Origin of the sequence: Ideonella azotifigens, from assembly GCF_021043325.1 — a bacterium.
Classification (GTDB): Bacteria; Pseudomonadota; Gammaproteobacteria; order Burkholderiales; family Burkholderiaceae_C; genus Ideonella; species Ideonella azotifigens.
This window is the reverse complement of sequence record NZ_JAJNKD010000002.1, coordinates 110,715-132,890: the sequence shown is the minus strand read 5'-3', so window position 1 is coordinate 132,890 and position 22,176 is coordinate 110,715. Positions and strand designations below refer to the sequence as shown.

General features: G+C 68.6%; 24 protein-coding genes. 4 read left to right on the top strand and 20 right to left on the bottom strand.

Annotated features, from left to right (window positions below; genetic code table 11):
• Positions 1–5 precede the first annotated feature (5 nt).
• Together LRH25_RS05265 and leuS are read right to left on the bottom strand one after the other, a co-directional pair.
• The gene (locus tag LRH25_RS05265) at positions 6–668 is read right to left on the bottom strand and encodes an LPS-assembly lipoprotein LptE (RefSeq protein ID WP_231010304.1); all 663 of its coding nucleotides are present in this window, start codon (positions 666–668) and stop codon (positions 6–8) included.
• Complete coding sequence (gene leuS, locus LRH25_RS05260) at positions 655–3,306, bottom strand: leucine--tRNA ligase (RefSeq protein ID WP_141290475.1); 2,652 nt, start codon at positions 3,304–3,306, stop codon at positions 655–657. Before leuS ends, LRH25_RS05265 begins: the two co-directional genes overlap by 14 nt.
• An 88-nt stretch (positions 3,307–3,394) precedes the next feature.
• Here leuS and LRH25_RS05255 point away from each other — a divergent pair, with 88 nt between their 5' ends.
• Positions 3,395–5,383: a PEP/pyruvate-binding domain-containing protein gene (locus tag LRH25_RS05255; RefSeq protein WP_231010302.1), complete on the top strand. Its 1,989-nt coding sequence runs from the start codon at positions 3,395–3,397 to the stop codon at positions 5,381–5,383.
• A 6-nt stretch (positions 5,384–5,389) separates the two neighbouring features.
• Here the strand turns inward: LRH25_RS05255 and LRH25_RS05250 are convergent, their stop codons facing one another.
• Genes LRH25_RS05250 through LRH25_RS05235 form a run of 4 tightly spaced genes read right to left on the bottom strand, consistent with a single transcriptional unit; the run spans position 5,390 to position 7,874 of the window.
• A complete protein-coding gene (locus LRH25_RS05250) occupies positions 5,390–5,836 on the bottom strand; it encodes an ExbD/TolR family protein (RefSeq protein ID WP_141287746.1) in 447 nt (148 codons plus the stop codon).
• Positions 5,837–5,858: 22 nt separating this feature from the next.
• Positions 5,859–6,506 (bottom strand): MotA/TolQ/ExbB proton channel family protein, encoded by a 648-nt coding sequence (locus tag LRH25_RS05245; RefSeq protein WP_141287745.1) that lies wholly within the window; start codon positions 6,504–6,506, stop codon positions 5,859–5,861.
• Position 6,507: 1 nt separating this feature from the next.
• Complete coding sequence (dapB, locus tag LRH25_RS05240; RefSeq protein WP_259372440.1) at positions 6,508–7,323, bottom strand: 4-hydroxy-tetrahydrodipicolinate reductase; 816 nt, start codon at positions 7,321–7,323, stop codon at positions 6,508–6,510.
• Positions 7,320–7,874 (bottom strand): outer membrane protein assembly factor BamE, encoded by a 555-nt coding sequence (locus LRH25_RS05235; RefSeq protein WP_231010300.1) that lies wholly within the window; start codon positions 7,872–7,874, stop codon positions 7,320–7,322. Before LRH25_RS05235 ends, dapB begins: the two co-directional genes overlap by 4 nt.
• A 176-nt stretch (positions 7,875–8,050) precedes the next feature.
• Here LRH25_RS05235 and fur point away from each other — a divergent pair, with 176 nt between their 5' ends.
• On the top strand, positions 8,051–8,533 hold the full coding sequence (fur, locus tag LRH25_RS05230) for a ferric iron uptake transcriptional regulator (protein WP_141287744.1): 483 nt from the start codon (positions 8,051–8,053) through the stop codon (positions 8,531–8,533).
• Here fur and hprK read toward each other — a convergent pair.
• From hprK to hpf, 3 genes are all read right to left on the bottom strand, one after another.
• On the bottom strand, positions 8,487–9,446 hold the full coding sequence (hprK, locus tag LRH25_RS05225) for an HPr(Ser) kinase/phosphatase (RefSeq protein WP_141287743.1): 960 nt from the start codon (positions 9,444–9,446) through the stop codon (positions 8,487–8,489). The two genes, fur and hprK, sit on opposite strands and share 47 nt — an antisense overlap.
• Positions 9,443–9,913 (bottom strand): PTS sugar transporter subunit IIA, encoded by a 471-nt coding sequence (locus LRH25_RS05220; protein WP_141287742.1) that lies wholly within the window; start codon positions 9,911–9,913, stop codon positions 9,443–9,445. The genes hprK and LRH25_RS05220 overlap by 4 nt, the downstream gene beginning before the upstream one ends.
• A 246-nt stretch (positions 9,914–10,159) precedes the next feature.
• A complete protein-coding gene (hpf, locus tag LRH25_RS05215; RefSeq protein ID WP_141287741.1) occupies positions 10,160–10,501 on the bottom strand; it encodes a ribosome hibernation-promoting factor, HPF/YfiA family in 342 nt (113 codons plus the stop codon).
• 582 nt (positions 10,502–11,083) lie between these two features.
• On the opposite strand from hpf, the gene corA reads away from it, so the two are divergent.
• Both corA and LRH25_RS05205 read left to right on the top strand, forming a co-directional pair.
• A complete protein-coding gene (gene corA / locus LRH25_RS05210) occupies positions 11,084–12,058 on the top strand; it encodes a magnesium/cobalt transporter CorA (RefSeq protein WP_141287747.1) in 975 nt (324 codons plus the stop codon).
• Between the two features lie 5 nt (positions 12,059–12,063).
• Positions 12,064–12,780 carry an HAD family hydrolase gene (locus tag LRH25_RS05205; RefSeq protein ID WP_141287740.1) on the top strand — a complete coding sequence of 239 codons (717 nt, stop codon included), beginning with the start codon at positions 12,064–12,066 and terminating at the stop codon, positions 12,778–12,780.
• Here LRH25_RS05205 and LRH25_RS32980 read toward each other — a convergent pair whose 3' ends face one another.
• From LRH25_RS32980 to LRH25_RS05155, 11 genes are all read right to left on the bottom strand, one after another.
• Positions 12,781–12,909 carry a hypothetical protein gene (locus tag LRH25_RS32980; RefSeq protein ID WP_310733326.1) on the bottom strand — a complete coding sequence of 43 codons (129 nt, stop codon included), beginning with the start codon at positions 12,907–12,909 and terminating at the stop codon, positions 12,781–12,783. It lies immediately after the preceding gene.
• Positions 12,875–13,288 (bottom strand): nuclear transport factor 2 family protein, encoded by a 414-nt coding sequence (locus tag LRH25_RS05200; protein ID WP_310742412.1) that lies wholly within the window; start codon positions 13,286–13,288, stop codon positions 12,875–12,877. Before LRH25_RS05200 ends, LRH25_RS32980 begins: the two co-directional genes overlap by 35 nt.
• Positions 13,289–13,290: 2 nt before the next feature.
• A complete protein-coding gene (locus tag LRH25_RS05195) occupies positions 13,291–14,064 on the bottom strand; it encodes an SDR family NAD(P)-dependent oxidoreductase (protein WP_141287739.1) in 774 nt (257 codons plus the stop codon).
• Between the two features lie 43 nt (positions 14,065–14,107).
• On the bottom strand, positions 14,108–14,668 hold the full coding sequence (locus LRH25_RS05190; RefSeq protein WP_141287738.1) for a DUF3833 domain-containing protein: 561 nt from the start codon (positions 14,666–14,668) through the stop codon (positions 14,108–14,110).
• Positions 14,653–15,936: an MFS transporter gene (locus tag LRH25_RS05185; RefSeq protein ID WP_375142163.1), complete on the bottom strand. Its 1,284-nt coding sequence runs from the start codon at positions 15,934–15,936 to the stop codon at positions 14,653–14,655. The genes LRH25_RS05190 and LRH25_RS05185 overlap by 16 nt, the downstream gene beginning before the upstream one ends.
• On the bottom strand, positions 15,936–16,493 hold the full coding sequence (locus tag LRH25_RS05180) for a chalcone isomerase family protein (RefSeq protein WP_141289411.1): 558 nt from the start codon (positions 16,491–16,493) through the stop codon (positions 15,936–15,938). The genes LRH25_RS05185 and LRH25_RS05180 overlap by 1 nt, the downstream gene beginning before the upstream one ends.
• Before the next feature lie 11 nt (positions 16,494–16,504).
• Positions 16,505–17,752: an SAM-dependent methyltransferase gene (locus tag LRH25_RS05175; protein WP_141289412.1), complete on the bottom strand. Its 1,248-nt coding sequence runs from the start codon at positions 17,750–17,752 to the stop codon at positions 16,505–16,507.
• A complete protein-coding gene (locus LRH25_RS05170) occupies positions 17,749–18,669 on the bottom strand; it encodes a DUF1365 domain-containing protein (protein ID WP_141289413.1) in 921 nt (306 codons plus the stop codon). Before LRH25_RS05170 ends, LRH25_RS05175 begins: the two co-directional genes overlap by 4 nt.
• A 7-nt stretch (positions 18,670–18,676) precedes the next feature.
• On the bottom strand, positions 18,677–19,999 hold the full coding sequence (locus tag LRH25_RS05165; protein ID WP_141289414.1) for an NAD(P)/FAD-dependent oxidoreductase: 1,323 nt from the start codon (positions 19,997–19,999) through the stop codon (positions 18,677–18,679).
• Positions 20,000–20,494: 495 nt separating this feature from the next.
• The gene (locus tag LRH25_RS05160) at positions 20,495–21,163 is read right to left on the bottom strand and encodes a glutathione S-transferase (RefSeq protein ID WP_141289415.1); all 669 of its coding nucleotides are present in this window, start codon (positions 21,161–21,163) and stop codon (positions 20,495–20,497) included.
• A gap of 36 nt (positions 21,164–21,199) precedes the next feature.
• A complete protein-coding gene (locus tag LRH25_RS05155) occupies positions 21,200–22,147 on the bottom strand; it encodes a DMT family transporter (RefSeq protein WP_231010298.1) in 948 nt (315 codons plus the stop codon).
• Positions 22,148–22,176 lie beyond the last annotated feature (29 nt).

Here is a 22,176-nt window from a genome sequence, read left to right as displayed (position 1 = left end):
GGCCTTCAGCGTGCGGCCGAGGCCGGCGCGGACGCGGCAGCCGCGCCCCAGTTGCCGGCGGGCGCCGGCACGAAGGCCGGCTCGGGCGCCGATGCGGCCTCTGGTGCGGACGCTGCCGAAGCCGCTGGCGCCGGCAGCCGCGCTGCCAGCTCGGCCGAGGCCGACAGCATGCGCAGCAGCTGGCGCGCCATGTCGGCGCGCATGTCGTGCAGCAGCGTGGCCTCTTCGGTCTGCTTGGCCAGCGCCGCGGTTTCGGTGTAGCTCATGTCGCGGCTCTGTTCCAGCTCGGTGTCGCCCAGCAGCACCGTGCCGTCCGGCCGGGTGAGGCGGAACTTCAGCAGCACGCGCAGCCGGAATTCACGCACCTGGCCGGCCGAGGTGGAGGCTGCGACGGTGCGCTCCAGCTTGTCCTCCATCGCCGCCAGCACCACCTGGGCCTGGGCCGGGCTGTCGACGATCTTGGTGCCGCTGGGCAGCGCCAGCCGCACGGCTTCTGGCATTTCGGAATGGCGCGCGAAGCCGGTCAGCGCAATGCGCTGGTAGGGCAGCTGCGGCGGCTGCCGCAGCTCGAAGCCACAACCAGCCAGCGACGCAGCGGCCAGCAGCGCCACGAGGGCGCCGCGGCGCGAAGACAGCAAGCGCGCGGCCACCCGCTCAGACCACCACATTGACGAGCCGGCCCGGCACCACGATCACCTTCTTCGGCGGCTTGCCTTCGGTGAACTTCTGCAGCTCCGGGTCGGAAAGCGCGGCCATTGCCGCGGCTTCGATCGCGGCCTTGTCGGCACTCGCCGGCACCTTCACCGCGCCGCGCAGCTTGCCGTTGATCTGCAGCACCAGTTCCAGTTCGTCCTGCACCAGCGCGGCCTCGTCGACCAGCGGCCAAGGCGCGTCCAGCAGGTCACCCAGGCGGTCCGCGTAACCGAGCTGGGTCCACAGCGCGTGCGTGACATGCGGGCAGGCTGGGTACAGGCCGCGCAGCAGCACCGAGAAGCCTTCGCGCAGCACCGCGCTGTCGCCGGCGCTGCCGGTGGACTTGAAGCCTTCGAGCGCGTTCAGCAGCTTCATTGCGCCGGAGACCACGGTGTTGTATTGCATGCGCTCGTAGTCGTACGAGATCTGCTTGAGCACCAGGTGCACTTCGCGGCGCAGCGCCTTGGCGTCGGCCGACAGTTCGGCGGCGGTGTCGCTCGCGGACTTCAGTGCGTCGGTGTTCTTGGCGCCAAAGCCCCACACGCGCTTCAGGAATCGGTGCGCGCCTTCCACGGCGGCGTCGTTCCACTCCAGCGTCTGCTCCGGCGGGGCGGCGAACATCACGAACAGGCGCGCTGTGTCGGCGCCGTAGCGGTCGATCAGCGTCTGCGGGTCGATGCCGTTGTTCTTGGACTTCGACATGGTCGTCATCTCGTACTCGACCGGCGAGCCGTCGGACTTCAGCTTGTAGCCTTCGACTGCGCCCTTGTCGTTGAGCACGGTCTCGACGTCCTGCTCCCAGAAGTAGTTCTTGCCAGCGTCGGCCGGCTTCTGGAAATAGGCACCCTTGAGCACCATGCCCTGGGTCAGCAGGTTCTTGAACGGCTCGCCAAACTTGACCAGCTTCAGGTCGCGCATCACCTTGGTCCAGAAGCGCGCGTACAGCAGGTGCAGGATCGCGTGTTCGATGCCACCGATGTACTGGTCCATCGGCATCCAGTAGTCGGTGCCGGCGCCGACCATCTGCTGCTCGTTCGTCGGGTCGCAGTAGCGCATGAAGTACCACGACGAATCGACGAAGGTGTCCAGCGTGTCCGTCTCGCGGCGCGCAGGCTTGCCGCACTTCGGGCAGCCCACGTTCAGGAAGCCGGCGTGCTTGTTCAGCGGGTTGCCCGAGCCGTCCGGGATCAGGTCTTCCGGCAACACCACCGGCAGGTCCTGCTCGGGCACCGGCACCACACCGCAATCGTCGCAGTGGATGATGGGGATCGGCGTGCCCCAGAAGCGCTGGCGGCTGACACCCCAGTCGCGCAGGCGCCAGGTGGTCTTCTTTTCGCCCAGACCCTTGGCGCCGACGAGTTCCGCGACCTTGCTGACGGCCGCCTTCTGGCCCAGGCCGTCCAGCTCACCCGAGTTCACGCAGACGCACTTCTGCTTGTCGCCATACCAGTCGGCCCAGGCCTCGGTGGAGAAGGTCTCGCCTTCGACGGCCACCACCTGCTGGATCGCGATGCCGTACTTCTTCGCGAACGCGAAGTCGCGCTCGTCATGTGCCGGCACGCCCATCACCGCGCCGTCGCCATAGCTCATCAGCACATAGTTGCCGACCCACACCGGCACTTGCGCGCCGGTGAGAGGGTGGGTGACGAGCAGCGCGGTCTTCACGCCCTTCTTTTCCTGCGTGGCCAGCTCGGCTTCCGTCGTGCCGCCCTGCGCGCATTCGGCAATGAAGGCGGCCACTTCGGGCTGGCTGGCGGCGGCGTGCGCGGCCAGCGGGTGCTCCGGCGCCACGGCGCAGAAGGTCACGCCCATGATGGTGTCGGCGCGGGTCGTGAACACGAACAGCTTGCCGCCCTGGATCAGCCCGCCGTCGGCGCTGGCGATCTCGTGCGGGAACGCAAAGCGCACGCCTTCGCTCTTGCCGATCCAGTTTTCCTGCATCAGCCGCACGCGCTCGGGCCAGCCGCTGAGGTACTCGGGGTCGCTCGGGTCGGTCACGGCCGACAGCAGCTCCTCGGCGTACTTGGTGATGTTCAGGTAGTAGCCCGGGATCTCGCGCTTTTCCACCGGCGCGCCGGAGCGCCAGCCGTGGCCGTCGATCACCTGCTCGTTGGCGAGCACGGTCATGTCCACCGGGTCCCAGTTGACGATCTGCGTGCGGCGCTCGCAGATGCCCGCTTCGAGCATCTTCAGGAACAGCCACTGGTTCCACTTGTAGTACGAGGGCTGGCAGGTGGCAACCTCGCGCGACCAGTCGATCGCCAGGCCCATGGCCTGCATCTGCAGCTTCATGTGCGCGATGTTGGAATACGTCCACTGAGCCGGCGGCACCTTGTTCTTGATCGCGGCGTTCTCGGCCGGCAGGCCGAAGGCGTCCCAGCCCATGGGCATCAGCACGTTCATGCCCTTCATGCGCAGCTGGCGCGTGAGCATGTCGTTGATCGTGTAGTTGCGCACATGGCCCATGTGCAGCTTGCCCGAGGGATAGGGCAGCATCGAGCAGGCGTAGAACTTGGGCTTGTTCTGGTCTTCGCTCACGCGGTAGGCGTCGTTCGCGTGCCAGTGCGCCTGGGCGGCCGACTCGACTTCGGCGGGGACGTATTTCTCGTTCATCGGCAAATTATCGCGCGTGGCTGGCCGCCGGGCCTTTTGGCATCATGCGCGCCAACAAGGGAGAGGACCGCCACCGGCGGGCACACGCATGCAGCAGTACATCCACCGAGCGCTGGCCGCCACCGCGCTGGGGCTGGCCACGGCCGCCAGCGCCCAGCTGGCCGAAAAGCCCAGCGGCTACCAAGCAGGCCGCGCCGTGGCGCCGCCAGGTGCAGCCAGCACCGTGCCGGCCGGCTGGCTGCCTCGGCTCACCAGCCGCCAGGAACTGGACCGCCTGGCGCGGGTGTACGACGCCGGCACCGCGCTGGCGCTGCCTCATGTGCTGTTCATGATCGACCGCGCCAACGGCGAGCAGGTGATGTTCCTGGACAGCCGCCGCTTCGCGCTGCATGAGCAGTTCCTGCGCGCGCGCGACGGCGCAGCGGCGTGGCCGCATGCCGCCGTGGCGCAGAACTACCGCTCGCCGCAGCGCCGCTACCTGATGGGCACGCTGAGCTGGCAGGCCGCAGCCGGTGCCTGGGCCTACGAGTTCTGGGAGGGCGATCCGCTGTCGCCCGCATTGCTGCGCCTGGCCGACCAGCGGCTGCGCGCCGCGTTTTTCGCGCCGCTGCGCTTCAAGCCCACCTCGTCGGCCCAGCAAACGCTGGCCGAAGGCCTGCAGCCGAGGCTGGACCAGCCGCTGCTGAGCCAGGCGGCCGTCATCGCCAAACAGGGCTTTCTGCCGCTGAACCCGGGCAGTGCGGTCGGCCGGCTGAGGGTGCGCGACGACCCGGATGCCACGGACGACCTGCAGCGTGGCGACGTCGCGCTGCTGGGCACGCTGCCGCAGAACCTGCCACCGGTGGCGGGTGTGCTGACGCTGCAGCCATCCACCGCGCTGTCGCACGTCAACCTGCTGGCGCGCGGCTGGGGCATTCCCAATGCGTGGTCGCGCGAGGCCGAGCGCTGGCGCGCGCTGGACGGGCAGTGGGTGCGGCTGACGGTGGCACGCACCGGCGTGACGCTGGTGCCGGCCAGCGAGGCCGAGGTGGCGCTGGCGCAGGCCAGGCCACTTGTGGCCAAAGTGACGAACTGGCCGCAGCCGGACCTGGCGGGCAGCGCGCTCGCGCCGCTCACCGAACTGCGCCGGGCCGACAGTCGCCGCTGCGGCAGCAAGGCCGCCAACCTGGGCGAACTCACGGCCGCGCTGCGTCAGGGCCAGCTGCCCGGCGCCGCGCCGGTGCCTTCGGGCTTCTGCATCCCGTTTGCCAGCTTCGCCGCCTTCATGGCCCAGCCGGCGGCGCGCGCCGCGCTGGCCGAGGCGGTGGGCACGCCAGACTTTGCGCTCGACCGCCAGGTGCGGGCGCAGGCGCTGGCGAAGCTGCGCGAGGCGCTGGTCGCGCTGCCGCTGCCGGAGGTCGAGGTACAGCGCTGGCACGAAGCCCGCGCGCGCTGGGTCCCTGGCGGCCGCGGCGTGTTCGTGCGCAGCTCCTCCAACTCCGAGGACCTGCCCGGCTTCAGCGGCGCCGGGCTCTACACCACGGTGCCCAACGTGGCCGACGACGATGCAAAGCTTGCCGAGGCGGTGAAGACGGTCTGGGCCTCGGTCTACAACACCGAGGCCTGGGAGGCGCGGCGCGCGGCTGGCGTGCCGCACGACAAGGTGGTGATGGGCGTGCTGGTGCAGCAGGCGGTGGACGCACAGGCGGCCGGCGTGATGACCACCGCCAATCCCTTCGACGTGGGGCAGCCCGGCATGAGCTTCATCACCGCCAAGCGCGGCCTGGGTATTCGGGTGGTGGACGGGCTGCGCCAGGCCGAGCAGGTGCTCTACCACCGGCGCAGCGACAGCATCCAGGTGCTCAGCCGCACCGAAGACCCGGTGGCGCTGCTGCTGGACCCGCAGGGCGGTGTGCGCGAAGCCCCGGCCGAGCCTGGCCGCGCGGTGCTGAGCGACGCGCTGGTGCGGCAGCTGGCGCGGGTGGGCGAGGCGGTGCAGCGGCGCCTGGGGCCGGCACCGCAGGACATCGAATGGGCCATCGACCCGGCCGGGCAGGTGGTGCTGCTGCAGTCGCGCCCACTGGTGACACGGCGCTGAGCCGGTTCAGGGTGCGGCAGTGGTGCCTGCGGGCTTGGCTGGCGGGCCGGCGGTGATGAAGCCAATGTGGCTCAGGCCGGCGTCCTGCAGCAGGCCGATCAGCTCGGCCACGCGGCCATAGGGCACTTTCTCGTCGGCGCGCAGCTGCACTTCGGTATTCGGATCCTGCTGCGAGGCCTGGCGGGCGCGCAGCGTCAGCTGGGCGTCGTTGACCTGCTCGTCGTCCAGGTGCAACTGGCCGTCGATGCTGATGGCCACCGAGAGGAATACCGGGTTGTCGCCGGGCGACGCGCCTTCGGCCTTGGGCAGGTCCAGCTTCAGGCTGCTGGCCATCAGCGGGGCGGTGATCATGAAGATCACCAGCAGCACCAGCATCACGTCGATCAGCGGCGTCATGTTGATGTCCGCCATCGGCTGCGGCGGGCGGGTGCGTTCCAGGCGTCCGAAGGCCATGGCGCTGTTCTCGGGTGCGGGCTCAGCGGCCCGTCAGCACGAGGTCGCGCAGGTCGTGCGCGAAGCCTTCGAGCTCGGCTTCCAGTGCGCCCAGCCACTTGCCGAACAGGTTGTAGGCGAGCACCGCAGGAATGGCGACGGCCAGGCCGGCGGCGGTCATGATCAGCGCCTCGCCGACCGGGCCGGCGACCTTGTCGATCGACAGGCTGCCGGCGGTGGAGATGCCCAGCAGCGCGTGGTAGATGCCCCAGACGGTGCCGAACAGGCCGATGAAGGGCGAGGTGGCCCCCACCGAGGCCAGGAACACCTGGCCGCTCTGCAGCCGGCCCAGGCCTTCGTGCAGCGCGTCGCGCAGGCGGCGGGTCAGCTGGGCTTCGGTGCTGGCGCTGCCCTGCAGCGTGCCGGCCATGGGCTGCGCGGCGGCCGCGTCCACCATGCCCAGCAGCACCTGTTCGCGGTCCAACTGGGCCACACGTTCGCGGCCGTCCTTCAGGTTCGGTGCCTGCCAGAAGGCGGCGACGCTGTCGCGCTGGCCGCGCAGCGCGCGGCGCAGCAGCCAGGTCTTCCAGACGATCAGCACCCAGGCGCCAACCGACATGGCCAGCAGCAGCAGGGCCACCGTGCGGCCGATGCCGTCGCTGCCCGCCCAGAAGTCGCTCAAGCCGTTCATCTCAGGACAATCCCAGCACGTCGTTCATGTCGAACAGGCCACTGGCCTTGCCGGCCAGGAAGCGCGCGGCGCGCAGGCTGCCCTGCGCATACGTCACGCGGCTCGAGCTCTTGTGCGTGATCTCGATGCGCTCGCCAATGCCGGCGAACAGCACGGTGTGGTCGCCGACGATGTCGCCACCGCGCACGGTGGCAAAGCCGATGGTGCTGGGGTCGCGCGCGCCGGTGACGCCTTCGCGGCCGTAGACGGCACATTCCTTCAGGTCGCGGCCGACGGCCTTGGCGACGACTTCGCCCATCGCCAGCGCGGTGCCGCTGGGCGCGTCGACCTTGTGGCGGTGATGGGCCTCGATGATCTCGATGTCGTAGCCCTGGTTCAGCGCCTTGGCGGCCTGGGCCAGCAGCTGCATCACGACGTTGACGCCCACGCTCATGTTGGGCGCCATCATGATGGCGATGCGCTGCGCGGCGGCACCGATTCGGGCCTTTTGTTCCGGCTCGAAACCCGTCGTGCCGATGACCATCTTCACGCCCAGGCGCTCGCATTCGGCCAGGTGGGCCAGCGTGCCATCGGGCCGGGTGAAGTCGATCAGCACCTGGGCTTTGGCCAGGCCTTCGGCGAGGTCGGCTGTGATCTTGACGCCGCTGGCCTGGCCCAGCCAGGCGGTGGCGTCGCTGCCCAGCGCAGGGCTGCCTTTGCGGTCCAGCGCGCCGGCCAGCACGCAGTCGTCAGCGGCTTGCACCGCCTCGATCAGCATGCGGCCCATGCGGCCGCATGCACCGGCGATGGCGATGCGCAAGGGGCCGGCGGCACTCACAGCGTCTCCAGCGGCGGGTAGATGCGGGTCGGACCGGTGGGGGCTGCGGCGGTGCTGGCGGCTGCGGCGGGCGGCAGCGGCAGGGCGGCTCGTTCCTCGTCGGTCAGCATCAGCTTGCGTTCCTTGCTCGGATCGGCCTTGTAGCGCGTGATGGACGCGACGAACTCGCGTTCTGACGGCAGGTCGGGCGGCGCGTCGACGGTCTTGACCGTGTCCTTTTCGAAGCGGATCACGACCGAGCGCTTCTGCGCTTCGGTACCGGGGCGACGCAGCGTGAACACATAGTCCCAACGGTCGCCGTGGAAGGGGTCGGCCAGCAGCGGCGAGCCGAGGATGTCGCGCACGTCGTTGCGGCTGCGGCCGGGCTTGATCTGCGCAATCTGCTCCGAGGTCACCACGTTGCCCTGGACGATTTCCACGCGGTAGGGCGTGATCACGCTGGTGATGCCCTCGCTCATGGTGCGCGAGACGTAGGCACAACCGCCCAGCAGGCTGGCCGCCATCAGCGCGGCCGCGACCGCAACGGGTCGAACAGAACTCAGCAAAGGCATACGGCGAATCGCCCTGCGGGCGGCGATGGAGCGAAAAAGAAACCGCGCGACACGAGGCGAAGGCGGCCGAAATGGCTTGCCTGTCGCTTGAGGCGGACAGGCTGGCTATGATTGGACGATTCTAGGGCAACGCCAAACAAGTCTCACCAAGCCTCGCGGGGCCAGGGATTGACACCATGAGCAACCAGGTAGACGAACTCAAGAGCAGCGGCTTGAAGGCCACGCTGCCGCGCATCCGCATTCTGGAGGTCTTCCAGAAGACCCAGCAGCGGCACATGACGGCGGAAGACGTGTTCAAGGCCTTGATGAACGAGGGTGCGGACATCGGCCTGGCGACGGTCTACCGTGTGCTGATGCAGTTCGAGCAGGCCGGCATCCTGGCGCGCAGCCATTTCGAGTCGGGCAAGTCGGTCTTCGAGCTCAACGAGGGCAACCACCACGACCACCTGGTCTGCCTGAGCTGCGGCCGGGTCGAGGAATTCTTCGACCCCGAGATCGAGTCGCGCCAGCGCGCCGTGGCGCAATCACGCGGCTTTGCGCTGCAGGACCATGCGCTGGCGCTGTACGCCACCTGCGTGAAAACCGATTGTGAACACCGCCCGGCAGGCGGCGTCAAACATCCGAGCCCGAACTCATGGCAGCCTGGTGGCGGGCGATGAATTCCTGGTAGGTGTCAATGCCGCGCAGCTGCAGGATGGTGTTGCGCACCGCGGCTTCCACCAGCACTGCCAGGTTGCGGCCGGCGTCCACTGCAATGACCACCTTGCGGATGGGGATCTCGAGGATGTCCTCGTGCAAAGGTTCGTAAGGCAGGCGCTCGAACTCGCGCTCCATGGTTTCCTTGCGGACCAGGTGCACGATCAGCTTCAGGCGCATTTTGCGCCGCACCGCCGTCTCGCCAAAGATGGCCTTGATGTCCAGCAGGCCGATGCCGCGCACCTCCAGCAGGTTCATCAGCAGCTCCGGGCAACGGCCTTCCAGCGTGGCCTGCGAGATGCGGAACAGGTCCACCGCGTCGTCGGCCACCAGGCCGTGGCCGCGTGAGATCAGCTCCAGGCCCAGTTCGCTCTTGCCCAGGCCGGATTCACCGGTCAGCAGCACGCCCAGTCCCAGGATGTCCATGAACACGCCGTGGCGCGTGGTCCGGTCGGCCATCAGCTGGCTCAGGTAGGCGCGCACCACGTCGATCACATGGCCGGCCGAATGGCTGGTGGTGAACAGTGGGATCTCGGCCCGGTCGCACATGGCCACCAGCCGATCCGGCGGGCGCTGGCCATCGGCCACGATGATGACCGGCGGCTCCAGCGTGACGATGCGCTGGATGCGGCGCTCCTGGATCTCGGGCGCTGCGGCCTCGCCCAGGTAGTCCACCTCGCGGCGGCCGACCAATTGCACCCGGTAAGGGTGGATGTAGTTCAGGTAGCCGACCAGGTCGGCGGCCGAGCGGGCGTCGCGCACCGCGGCTTCGTCGAAGCGGCGCTCGGGGTGGGCGTGGCCGGCGATCCACTCCCAGCGCAGCGCCGGCTGGTGCTCCTCAAACAGCGCCTCGGCGCTGATCGAAATGGCTTTCACGCCACCGACTTCAGCGGTTCCCAGCCTTCGATCAGGCGGTGCACAGCAGCTGCGTCGGGCTCGCTCTTGAGCTTGTCGCGCAGTTCGCGGTCGGACAGCAGCTCGGCAATCTCGGAGAGGATCTCCAGGTGGCGCTGGGTGGCCGCCTCGGGCACCAGCAGGAAGATCAGCAGGCTGACGGGCTCGTCGTCCGGTGCGTCGAACGGGATGGGCTGCTGCACGCGCAGCACCGCCGCCAGCGGGTTTTTCAGGCCCTTGACACGGCCGTGCGGCACCGCCACGCCATGCCCCAGGCCGGTCGAGCCCAGGCGTTCGCGGGCGAACAGGTTGTCGGTGACCGTGGCCCGGGCAATTGCATGCTGGTTCTCGAACAGCAGGCCGGCGTGCTCGAACGCGCGCTTTTTGCTGGTGGCGTCCACACCCACCAGCACATTGGCGGCGGGCAGGATGGCGGCAAGGCGGTTCATGAAGAATGTTCTCCGACTACGGTCACAACTGGAGCGGCAGGCTGTTCAAGCGTGCGGGCGGGGAGCGGATTATAGAAATCGACAGTCTCACCATGAACTTGAACGAAGCCTGAATCAAGTGGTTGACGGATGGGGTGCTGCGTTGCAGCAACAGTTCACGATTTCGCAGGTGTAACAGTCTCGCGCTTGCGCCAGGCAGCAAAAACGGCCCCGCAGGGCCGTGTTGGGTCGACAAAAGCGAAGCCATCAAAGCGGTGCGGCCACCTGGCGCTTGGCCGATTCGTGGTGGTGGTCCTGCATGCGGTCCTTGTGACGGCAGACCTGGCGGTCCAGCTTGTCCATCAGTTGGTCGATCGCCGCATAAAGATCCTCGTGGCAGTGTTCAACGAAGATGTCGCGGCCCTTGACATGGAGGGTGACCTCCGCTTTTTGTCGTCGATCCTTTTCCTTCTGGTTGTCTATCGTCAGCAGGACGTTGACATCGACCACCTGGTCGAAATGGCGCGTGACCCGGTCCAGCTTGGTCAGCACGTACTCGCGAAGCGCGGGGGTAACGTCTAGGTGATGTCCGCTGATCGTCAGGTTCATCGAGGACTCCTTTCAGGAAAGGGGAAAACAAGAGCAGGCTCATCACCTGCATTTGGTCGCTCGCAGCCGGTGCCTTTGGGGGCTCCGGTCGAATTCAGTGTGCGCGTGGGACCATGCTTTGACAAGCGTGGTCAGCCTCGTCCCAGGGGGTTAGACTCGCTGGTTGTGAGCATTACTGCGCAGGCCGTTCGCGGCGGTGTCTGGCCCTTTGGGGGCCAAGGCCACGCCTGACCCGTGCAGCCCGGCGTCACGGCCCTTTCGGGGCGCCAAGGCCTGCTGGCCCGGTGTTTTGGAATGGCCGGCTGCTGGGCAAAAACCCAGGGAAAACCCCGTGCGGCTCTCCGTTTTTAGACCCTGCCTGCAGGACCGGTTTTGGTTTTTTCTTGATTGTTGAAAGCACGACTTGGACACCCCTCACCCTCGGTGACCGTCCATTCCAGCTGCCGCGACGCCTGCCCCCGGGCCGGTCCGGTCCGTCTGGGGTGAGACGGTCTGCTCCGAACACCCCGACCTGATCTTTCTGCCCGCGCCGTGCCTGCCTTCCTCGGCCGCCGTGCCGGGCCGATCCGCTGGAAGTACCGCATGCTCAACGTGTTCACGCTGGACAAGGGCCGCCTGAGTGGCCGCCTCGTGCAAGAGGAAATCGAAACCGCGGCCGAACTGGCCCAGGTGCAGCCCGTGTGGGTGGACCTGGAAGCGCCGTCGGCCGAGGAGATCGGCTGGATCGCCGGCCGTTTCGGCCTGCAGATCCCCGGCAACATCGTGGACGATGACCTCGAAGAATCGGCCCGCTTCTACGAGGAAGACAACGGCGAGTTGCACATCCGCTCCGACTTCCTGATCGATGACGACATCACGCCGCGCAACGTGCGCGTGGCCTTCATCCTGTTCAACAACGTGCTGTTCTCGGTGCATGCCGAAGACCTGCCGGTGTTCCGCCTGCTGCGGCTGCGTGCGCGCCGCATCCCGGCCCTGATCGAGGACGCGAAGGATGTGCTGCTGAAGCTCTACGACGCCGACGCCGAATACTCCGCCGATGCGCTCGAAAGCATTTACGACAGCCTGGAAAAAGTCGGCGCCCGGGTGCTCAAGCAGGACGTGGACGACCGCATGGCGGCCGAGATCCTGGCAGCCATTGCCAAGGAAGAGGACTTGAACGGTCGCATCCGCCGCAACGTGATGGACACCCGCCGCGCGGTCAGCTTCATGATGCGCAGCCGCATGCTCAACGCCGAGCAGTTCGAGGAATCGCGCCAGATCCTGCGCGACATCGACTCGCTGGACAGCCACACTGCCTTCCTGTTCGACAAGATCAACTTCCTGATGGACGCCACCGTCGGCTTCATCAACATCAACCAGAACAAGATCATCAAGATCTTCTCGGTGGCCTCGGTCGCGCTGCTGCCGCCCACCTTGATCGCCAGCATCTACGGCATGAACTTCCAGGCCATGCCTGAGCTGACCTGGAAATACGGCTACCCCTATGCGCTGTGCCTGATGGTGGCCTCGGTCGCCGCGCCGCTGCTGTATTTCCGCCGCAAGGGCTGGATGCGGTGACGGTCATGCCAAGCTGGCGCGCCATCACGCTGGACCTGGACGACACGCTGTGGCCGGTCTGGCCAGCCATCGAAGCCGCCGAAGCCGTGTTGCACGGCTGGCTGAAGGCCAACGCACCGGCGACGGCTGCGGCTTTCGACACCGCGGCGCTGCGCCTGATCCGCGAGCAGGTCGGGCGCGAGCACCCTGAGCGCGGCCACGACCTCAGCTGGCTGCGGCTGACCAGCATTGCCCGCGCGTTGGCGCAGTGCGGTGAAGACCCGGCGCTGGCCGAGCCGGCTTTCGAGCTGTTCTTCGAGCACCGCCAAAAGGTACAGCTTTACGACGACGTGCCGGCCGCGCTGGTGCGGCTGGCCGCGCGTGGTCCTGTGCTGGCGCTGACCAATGGCAATGCCGACCTGCAGCGCATCGGCCTGGCCGGTCATTTCGCCGGCACGCTGGGTGCGCGTGAATTTGGCGTAGGCAAGCCCGAGCCGGCGTTTTTCCATGCCGCCTGCGAGCGCCTGGGCTGCGCGCCGCACGAAGTGCTGCACGTGGGCGACGACTGGGCGCTGGACATCGAAGGCGCGCACGCCGCCGGCCTTGCCAGCGTCTGGCTGCATCGGCCCGGCCATCGCCCCAAGCCGCTGCGCACCACCGCCACGCCGTGGCGCGAGCTGGATTCGCTGACGGCGTTGGCCGATGCGCTGGACCTGTTCGACGCCGCGCCAGCGAAAGCCTGATCAGTCCCGGCTCAACTGGGCCGCAGGCCCGGCGATGCGCCGCTTCAGCCAGCGCAGCAGGCCGCCCAGCAGCGGCACCTGCTCGTACAGCTCCTCAGCCGCGTCCCAGTAGTCGCGGTGCAGCGCCACCCGGGCCCTGCAGGTCGAACAGCAAATGGCTGCTGCCGTGGATGTGCAGCGGCCGGCCGTTGCGCAACGCGTCGAAATCCCAGGTCATGAAACACTGCGCGCCTTCGGCGATCACGCTGTGCACCGTGAAGCGCGGCGCCTGCAGGTTGGTGAACATGCGGCGGAAGATCGCGTCGATCTCGGCCACGCCCTGCACGCTGTGGAACGGGTCCTTGAAGTAGGCCTCGGGCGTGTAGAGCCTGGGCAACTGCGCCAGGTCGGCCAGCTGCAGTTGCTCGAAGAAGTGGATCAACTTCTGCACCCGTGCGTCGGCATGGCGCGGTGCCGGGCGCTGCCGGTCCTTCAGCTCGGCGAGGGAGGGCAAGGCGTTTTTGAGCATGGTCACAGCCCCGTCACCCGGCGCACGGCCGGGAAGTACAAAGCATCAGGCAGGTAGCGTGCGGCGCGCATCCAGCGGGTGAAACGTTTCGGAAAGTGCAGCGAGAAGTCGCCCACGGCCCAGCCGGCCAGCATCTGCCTTGCGGCTTCATCGGCGCTGATCAGCGCTGGCATCGCGTGCTCGTTCTGCTGCACCAGAGGCGTGTCGACAAAGCCCGGGCAGACCACCGACACGCCAATGCCTTGCGCATGCAAATCGCAGTACAGGCACTCGGCCAGGTTGATCAGCGCCGCCTTGGTCGGCCCGTAGGCCAGCGAGTTCGGCAGCCCGCGGTAGCCGGCCACGCTGCTGATCAGGCTCAGGTGGCCGCTGCGCTGGCGCAGCAGCACCGGCAGCACGGCGTCCAGCAGATTCAGCGCACCGACGTAGTTGATCTGGTCGTGCCGAAGCGCATCCACCAGGTCGAAGGCCGTGGCGCGCAGCGCGCGGTAGTGGCCGGCGCAGTACACCACCATGTCCAGCCGGCCATGCCGGGCCACCACGGTCTGTGCGGCAGCCTGCAGCGAGTCGCGGTCGGTCACGTCCAGCGCAATCGCCTGGCTGCCCGGGTGGCGGGCCACGAATTCGTTAAGAGGAACCTCATGGCGGGCCGAGCAGACGACAACGGCGCCGGCAGCATGCAGCCGCTCGGCCAGTGCCCGGCCAATGCCCGAAGAGGCACCGACCAGCCAGACCACCTGGCCCTGCCAGGCGGGAATGCGGGGGTTCAGGGACATCAGGTGCTTTCGCAGCAGTGCAGGCGGGCAGGCATGGCCGGGCTCATGGCTTGTAGAAGGCCAGCGTGACCTCGCCGAGCTGGAAGCCGAACTTGCGCATCGCCGCCTTGTTCAGCATCACGTGGGCATCCATCAGGTACATCCAGTCGTTGAACTGCACCTCGTAGACCGTGCCGTCCACCGGCAGGCGCAGCGTGTAGTGCCAGTTCAGTGCATTGCCTGCGGCCTGGCCGACGGCCTCGCCGACCACGTCGTCGGCCCTGCCGGTGTAGCGGCCGTCGGGCAGCTGGCGCAGGTGCCAGACCCTGCGCTGGCGCTCGCCGTCGCTGTAGACGAAGTCCTCCTCCAGCACGCCTTCATCGCCTTCCCAGCGGCCGTTCAGGGCCACGCTGAAGCGGCGTACCACCTTGCCCGAGCGGTCGGTGAACAGCCCCTGCGCGCTCATCGGGCCGTTGAAATAGCTGCGCAAGTCCAGCACCGGGGTCTGGCTGGCGTAGTCGGCCGGCGTCGGGCTGGCGCAGCCGGACAACAAGGCCAGGCACAGCGGCGCGCTGAGCGCGAGCCCGGCCAGGCGAGGCCAGCGGGTGTTCAGGCGGGCAAACATTCAGGCACCTTTTTTCTCAGCCAGCCGTGCCATAGCAGCAGGCCAGCCAGGGTTTTCAACACACAGGGCAGCGCGCCATACACGGTGGCCAATGCCAGGCCGGCAGCCGCATCGGCATGGCCTGGCGCATAGCCGAGCGCCTGCAGCAGCGGCAGCGCCACGCCGGCCGCCAGCGCCAGGTTCAGCTTGGTGCAGAGCTGCCACCAGCCGAACCAGGCGCCTTCGCTGCGGCCGTGCAGGCCTTCTTCGCGCAACAGGCCGGCCAGCAGTGCGGGCGGCACGCTGAGGTCCGCGCCCAGCGCCACGCCGCTGGCCACGCAGATCAGGCCGTAGGCCAGCGTGTCGCCAGCGCCCAGCGCCACCGCGCCGAGAAAGCTCAGCACCGCCAGGCCCATGCCCAGCGCCCAGCAACGCGCCAGCCCCAGCCGCTTGACGCCACGCACCCACAGCGGCAGCGACAGCGCTGCGGCGAGGAAATACGCGCCCAGGAACAGCGGCGCCAGCGCGGGCGCCTGCAGCCGGTCGCGGATGAAAAACAGCACCAGCGTGGCCGGGATCGCGCTGGCCATGCCGTTCAGCAGGTAGACGCCCAACAGCCGCCGGAATTGCGCATGGCGCAGCGGCGCCAGCAGCGACGGTGCGGCTTCGGGAACGGCCAGCACCACCTGCGGCCGCGGTGCGCGCGACAGGCCGACCAGGCCCGCGGCCAGGGTGGTGGCCAGCACCGCGCTGGTCCACTGCAGGCTCACGCCGGCCAGCAGGCTGGCCGTGATCACGCCCAGCAGCCCCAGCCCTTCGCGCCAGGCGACCACGCGGGCCCGCTGGGCTTCGTCACCGCCCAGGCTTGCGCCCCAGGCTTGGTGCAGCACGCTGAGTGCGCTGTAGGCCAGGTAGCAGCCGGCCAGCATCAGCGCGCACCAGGCCAGCAATGCCGGGCTGCCGCGCACCGGCGGGAAAAACAGGCCGTGGAAGCTGGCGGCCAGCAGCAGTGCGGCGGCCAGCGCCATCAGTGCCCAGTCGCGTGGCGGGCGGCGCAGCAGCCTGTCCACGCCGCGGCCGATCAGCGGGTCGATCACCGCGTCCCCGGCACGTGCCAGCAGCAGCACTGCGCCCAGGCTTGCCAGCGGCACGCCGAAACTGCGTGCGTAGTGCTCGGGCAGCACCACGTAGAGCGGCAGGGCCACGAAGGCCAGCGGCAGGCCCAACCCGCCATAGGCCAGGCCGGCGCGCCAGCCGGACAGCGGCGGGGTGGCGGCTGCGGTAGTGATCACGGCGCGCGGCCCAGCAACTGCTGGCGCAGCGTAGGCTCCGAAGTCGCTTCCGACAGCCAGATGCCGAAGAAGCGGTTGGCAAATGCCGCGTCGCGCAGCTCACCGACCGCGCGGCCGTTGACGTAGAAGCGCGCCGCCTGGCTGGGTTCGAGCACGCCGGTGATGCGGTCGCCCGGCTTCACGTCGGGAAAGAGTTCCTTCATGCGCGCCAGCCAGGCCGTGCCCTGGGCAGCGCTGAAGCCGCCCTGGCGCTGCATCTCGTCCAGAGAGCGCTCGGCGATCTTCGCGCCGTCCAGCCCGTGGGCATAGCGAATCTCCAGTGCCAGCGGCTTGCCGGTCCAGTCGCTGGCGCTGACCGGTGTTGCCGCCCACAAGGCAATCTCGTAGATGGCGATGCCCAAGAACCGCATGCGGCCCAGGCCCTGGGCTCGCGCGGCTTCGCCCAGCGCCTCGCGCACTTCTGCCGGTGGGGGGCTGGCGGGCGTGGCAGCCTGTGCCCACAGGGGCAAGGTCAGCAGCGCGGCAAGCAGGTGACGGCGAAGGCGTTGGACCATGGCCGTCGGCCTCAGTCGCGCTGCAGCGTGAACTGCATGACGTCGGTGTTGCCGCTCTCGAAGGCCGCCTCGCAGTAGGCAAGGTAAAAGTCCCACAGGCGCAGGAAACGGTCGTCGTAGCCCTGGCGGCGCACGGCTTCCTCCTGGGCCAGGAAGGCGGCGCGCCAGCGGCGCAGCGTCTCGGCATAGTCCGGGCCGAAAGCCATTTCGTCGACCACCCTGAGCCCCGCCTGCGCCGCCTGTTCGCGGAAGGCCGTGGGGCTGGGCAGCATGCCGCCGGGGAAGACGTATTGCTGGATGAAATCGGTGCCGCCGGCGTAGCGCTCGAACAGCTCGTCACGCAGCGTGATGGACTGGACGCAGGCCCGGCCGCCGGCCTTGAGCTTGGCATGCACACCGCGGAAGAACTGTGGCCAGTAGGCCTGGCCCACGGCTTCGAACATCTCGATCGAGACCACCGCGTCGAAGCCGCTTTCCGGCACGTCGCGGTAGTCCTGCAGGCGCAGCTTGGCCAGGCCGTCCAGCCCCTGGCGGGCCAGCCGCGCTTGCGCAAAAGCCAGCTGCTCGGTGGACAGCGTCACGCCGGTCAGTTCCAGACCGCGCTGCGCAGCAGCCTCGGCCACAGCCCCCCAGCCGCAGCCGATTTCCAGCACGCGCTGGCCCGGCCGCAGCCCACAGGCGTCCAGCGCGCGGCCAAGCTTGGCGCGCTGCGCCTGGTCCAGCGGCTGCTGCAGGTCGCCGTCAAACCAGGCGCTGGAGTAGTTCATGGTTTCGTCCAGCCAGAGCCGGTAGAAATCATTGCCCAGGTCGTAATGCGCCTCGATGTTGCGGCGGCTGCCTTCGCGCGAATTGCGGTTCAGCGCATGGCGCACGCGGTGCAGCAGGCTGCCCCACCAGCTGCCGTAGACAGCGCGTTCGAGCTGCTCGCGGTTGGCCATCAACAGGCGCAGCAGGGCCGGCAGGTCGGGCGAGCTCCACTCTCCGGCCATGTAGGCCTCGCCAAAGCCCACGTCGCCAGACTTCAGCACCGCGGCAAAGACGCGCCAGTCGTGCAGCCGCAGCACCGCGCCGGGCGCGTCGCGCGGGCCGAAGTGCAGCTGCTCGCCGTCGGGCGTGTGCAGCGTCAGGTTGCCGTGGCCAAGGCCTTGCAGCAGCCGCAGCACCTGGCGTGCGGCAAACGGCGGCCTGGCCTTTTGTGCGCGCTTGGTGGCGCTTGCATGTTGGGCAGACGAGGCGGTGGGCGCAGTGGACACATTCATGGGCGGGCACCAGGGTCAGGCCAGGGGGCGCCGCGCGAGGCAACGGCCGCGGGCGCTTCGGGTTTGCGGAAAAACGGCACGCGCTTGCGCCACAGCAGCAAGGCTTGCCAGTGGATGCGTGCGGTGACGCCCAGCGTCAACAGCGGCATGCGGCAGAAGACGGCCAGCAGCGCGGCGCGCGTGAGCGGCTGCAGCGCGCCACTCACGCTGGTTCGCAGCAGCAGGCCATCGGCGTCGTCGTGTTCGATGCGCACGACGGTGCGCGGCTGGGCTGCCGGTCGCGGGCCGAGGTCGTTGCGCAGGAAGCGGAAGCGGTAGCCGCCGGTGACCTCGCAGAACGGCGAGACGTGCAGCTGCTTGCGCGCCTGCAGCTCACGGCCCCAGGGCAAGGTGTCGCAAGGAAACGCAGGGCCGCCCCAAGTTTCCTTGACCCCCTCGGGGGGCGGGCTGGGCGCAGCCCGGCCCTGGGGGCGCTCACAAGGCTCGCCGTGCAGCACGTAGCAATGTCGCTCGCCAAAGGTGTTGTGAACCTCTGCGACCACGGCCACCAGCGCGCCGCCCGCACTGTGCGCGTACCAGAAGCTCACTGGCTTGAAGGCATAGCCCAGCACGCGCGGCAGGCAGTGCAGCCAGACCTCACCGTCCGCTTGGGCCAGCAGGCCTTCGCGCGCCAGCAAGCCCTCGACCCAGGCCAGGCTGTCGGCCCCGCCGTCGCCATGGTCGCGGTCATGGAAGGCGATCAGGCCGAAGCGGTTGCGGGGCAAGGCGGTGCAGGGCTGGCGGCGCAGCGTGCGCATCGGCAGCAGCAGGAAGAAGCTGGGGTAGGCAAAACCATGGGCGACCGGCCGCAGCCGCTGGTGCCGCACCTCGCCAATGCCCAGCAGGGCTTGTGAGTCGGGAAGCTTGGCGGTCGACATGCGGCTTTCAGGCGCTCAGCGGCCAGGACTGGGCGCCCTGCGTGGCTGCCAGCGCGCGGGCCACGGCCAGGCCGGACTGCAGGCCGTCTTCATGGAAGCCGTAGCGTGTCCAGGCACCGCAGAACCAGACGTGGCTGGCGCCCTGGATGCGCGGCAAGGCCTGCTGGGCCGCCACCGCGGCCTGGTCGAACACCGGGTGTGCATGGTCGAACTCGCTATGCACGGTGGCCGGGTGCGGCTCGCGCACCGGGTTCAGCGAAACGATCACCGGCGCTTGCCAGGGCAGCGGCTGAAGCCGGTTCAGCAGGTAGTGCAGGCAGACGTGGCTGCGTTCCTGGTCCTGCCCCGCGGCACGTTCGTAGTTCCAGGCGGCCCAGGCGAGCTTGCGGCGCGGCAGCAGCGAGGCGTCGGTGTGCAGCACTGCGCGGTTGGCGTGGTAGCGGATGGCGCCCAGCAACTGGCGTTCGTCGCCGTTGGCGTCTGGCAGCAGCGCCAGCGCCTGGTCGCTGTGGCAGGCCAGCACGACTTCGTCGAAGCGCTCGCTGTGGGCCGTGCCGTCTGCGCGCAGGCCATCCAGCATCACGCCGCCCAGGCCGGAGCCGGGGGGCAGCCGGCGCACCGCCTGCACCGTGTGGCCGGTGCGCACATCGGCCAGCTGCGCGCGCAGCTTGTCCACATAGACCCGGGAGCCGCCGCGCACCGTGTACCACTGCGGCCGGTCCTGCACCTGCAGCAGGCCGTGGTTGTGGCAGAAGCGGATCAGCGTGCCGACCGGGAACTGCAGCATCTGCTCGACCGGGCAGGACCAGATGCAGGCCACCATCGGCAGCAGGTAGTCGAGCCGGAAGCGCTCACCGAAGCGATGCACCGCCAGGAATTCGGCAATCGGCATGGCCAGCGCCGCATCGTCACCGGATTGGGCCAGCGCGGTGCAAAGGCGGTTGAAGCGCAGCAGGTCGGCAAGCATGCCCCAGAACGCCGGAGAGACCAGGTTGCGGCGCTGGGCGAACACGGTGTTGAGCGAGCTGCCGCTCCATTCCAGCCCGGCGGACTGGACCGAAAACGACATCTCCGCCGCTGCGGTTGGCACCTGCAGCGCCTCGAACAGCGCGATCAGGCCCGGGTAGGTGCGCTCGTTGTAGACCAGGAAGCCGGTGTCCACGCCGTGGCGCACGCCGTTCAGCGCCAGGTCCACGGTGTGGGCGTGGCCGCCGCAGCGGGCTTCGGCTTCAAACAGCGTGACCCGGCTTTGGGGCAATTCACGTTGCAGCTGCCAGGCCGCACACAGACCGGAGACGCCGGCGCCGACGACGGCGATGCGGGCGCTCACGAACGACTCCTGCACACAAGGCGCAAGGCGGAAGACGGGGTGTGTGGTCGAGCCGGGAGCCGGGACACCGCGCTTGCGGGCCAGGGGGGCTCGGGTGGGGAGAAGAAGGAAGCCGCGCAGCGCCCGGGAGCGCAACAGGGAGGGAGGGAGGAGGAGAGGCCCTCCCGGGTGACAGCCAGATCAACTGACAGGCTGCGCGGCTTTAAGAAGACAGCCCCAGGTGTTGCCAGCCTGAGACCGGGGTAGGCACCGAAGTGCCAAAACCCAACCCACGTCTGTCTGACAGGCCCGTGTTCGGTTGGTTCCATCTTTTTTCACCCCGGAGTTGTAACAAATGACGCGGTGCAGCGAACCCGCCCAGGCGGACCCGGCGGCATAAAACTGACTGGTTCAATTTTGATACTGATCAGTTCAATTTGTCTACTGATAAGTATTGCCGGCGGTAGGGGCGAAAAAAAGCCGGGCGTACCCGGCTTTGGCAGCGCTTCGGAAAACTCAGGCCGGCTTGCTGCCCTTCAGTGCGGCCAGCTGCGACTCCTGCTCGGCCACGCGGTCGGCCGTGACCCGCTGCGCGCTGGGCCGCTGGCCGACCAGCTGCACATAGGCTTTCCAGTTGACGCCGCCGGCAGCCAGCAGGTCTTCGCCCAGCACCAGCTTGGTGGACAGCGCCACCAGGGGCAGCGAGACAAAGGCGGCGCAGTCCGCCGTGGTGAACTGTTCGCCGGCCACGTAAGGCGCGAACTTCGCCAGGCGCTGGAAGGCTGCGATGTTGCGCACCAGCAGCTTGCGCAGCCGTGCCTGGTTGCCTTCGCTGACGGTGCCACCGAAAAACGCCTGCGGGTACAGCTCGCGCGCCACCAGTTCCAGGTGCAGGTCGATGAAGGTCGTCAGCTCGCGGACCTTGGCCTGGCCCCAGGCATCGGCCGGCGCGAGGGCCGGCTGAGGGTAGGTGGCTTCGAGGTATTCGACGATGGTCTGGCTCTCGCAGAGGTTGCCCTGCGCGGTGCGGATGAACGGCACCTTGCCCAGCGGCGAGCAGCTCAGCACGTCTTCCCCCTTGGCGCCCATGACCCGTTCCTCGACGAACGGGATCTGCTTTTCCAGCAGCACCATCTTGACCTTGTTGTAGTAGTTCGAAAGTGCGAAGCCGCAGAGCGTGATCACGGGGTGTCTCCTGATGTTGTGGGCGAAAGCGCCAGTCTAGTCAGCCCGCGGGGCGGGCCCTGGCGCCTGCGCGACAACGCGCGGCGGCGAAGGCCGGCTGACCAGCGCCGTGCCCAGCACCACCGCGGCCAGCGCCACCAGCAGCCGCGCGGTCAGCGGTTCGTCCAGCAGCCACACGCCGGCCAGCAGGCCGAACACCGGCGTCAGCAGCGTGAAGGCCGAGATCCGCGTGGCCGGGTAGTGCCGCACCAGCCAGAACCACAGCAGGTAGCTGGCGAAGGTGATGATGACGGTCTGGAAACCCAGCGCGGCCCAGGTCACCGCACGCAGCGGCCCGGCCGGCCAGGCCTCGCCGCTGACCCAGGCCGCTGCACCCAGCGCCAGGCTGGAGACCAGCAACTGGCACATCAGCGTCTGCTCCGGCGGCGATTGCGACAGCGACGAGCCGCGAATGGTCAGCGTGGTGCCGGCCCACAGCGTGGCGGCGAGCACGCCCAGCGCATCGCCCAGCCACTGGCGCGGGCCCGCCGCGGCGGTGCCCCAGCCCTCGGCAAAAGCCCACACCACGCCGGCAAACGCGACCATCAGCCCGGCGAACTGCACCGCGCCCAGCCGCTCGCCCGGTGCCACCAGCGGCATGCCCAGCGCAACCACGAACGGCGCCAGGTAGATGAAGACGACGATGCGCGAGGCGCTGGTGTACTGCAGGCCGATGAAGATGCAGCCGAACTCGGCCGCGAACAACAGGCCCGCCAGCAGCCCCGGCGCCCAGGTGCCGCGCGCCAGCTTCAGTGGCAGCCCGCGCAGCGTGGCCCAAAGGCCCAGCAGCACCGCGGCACCGAGGGAGCGACCGGCGGCCTGCAGCAGCGGCGGCACTTCCTGCAGCGCAATCTTGGTGGCCGTCTGGTTCACGCCCCACAGCAGCGCGCAGCCCACCAGACAGCACACGGCCAGCGTGTCGAGCTGGGTCTTGCGATCAGTCATCGGAAATCCCTGGAACGGAGAGGACGTGG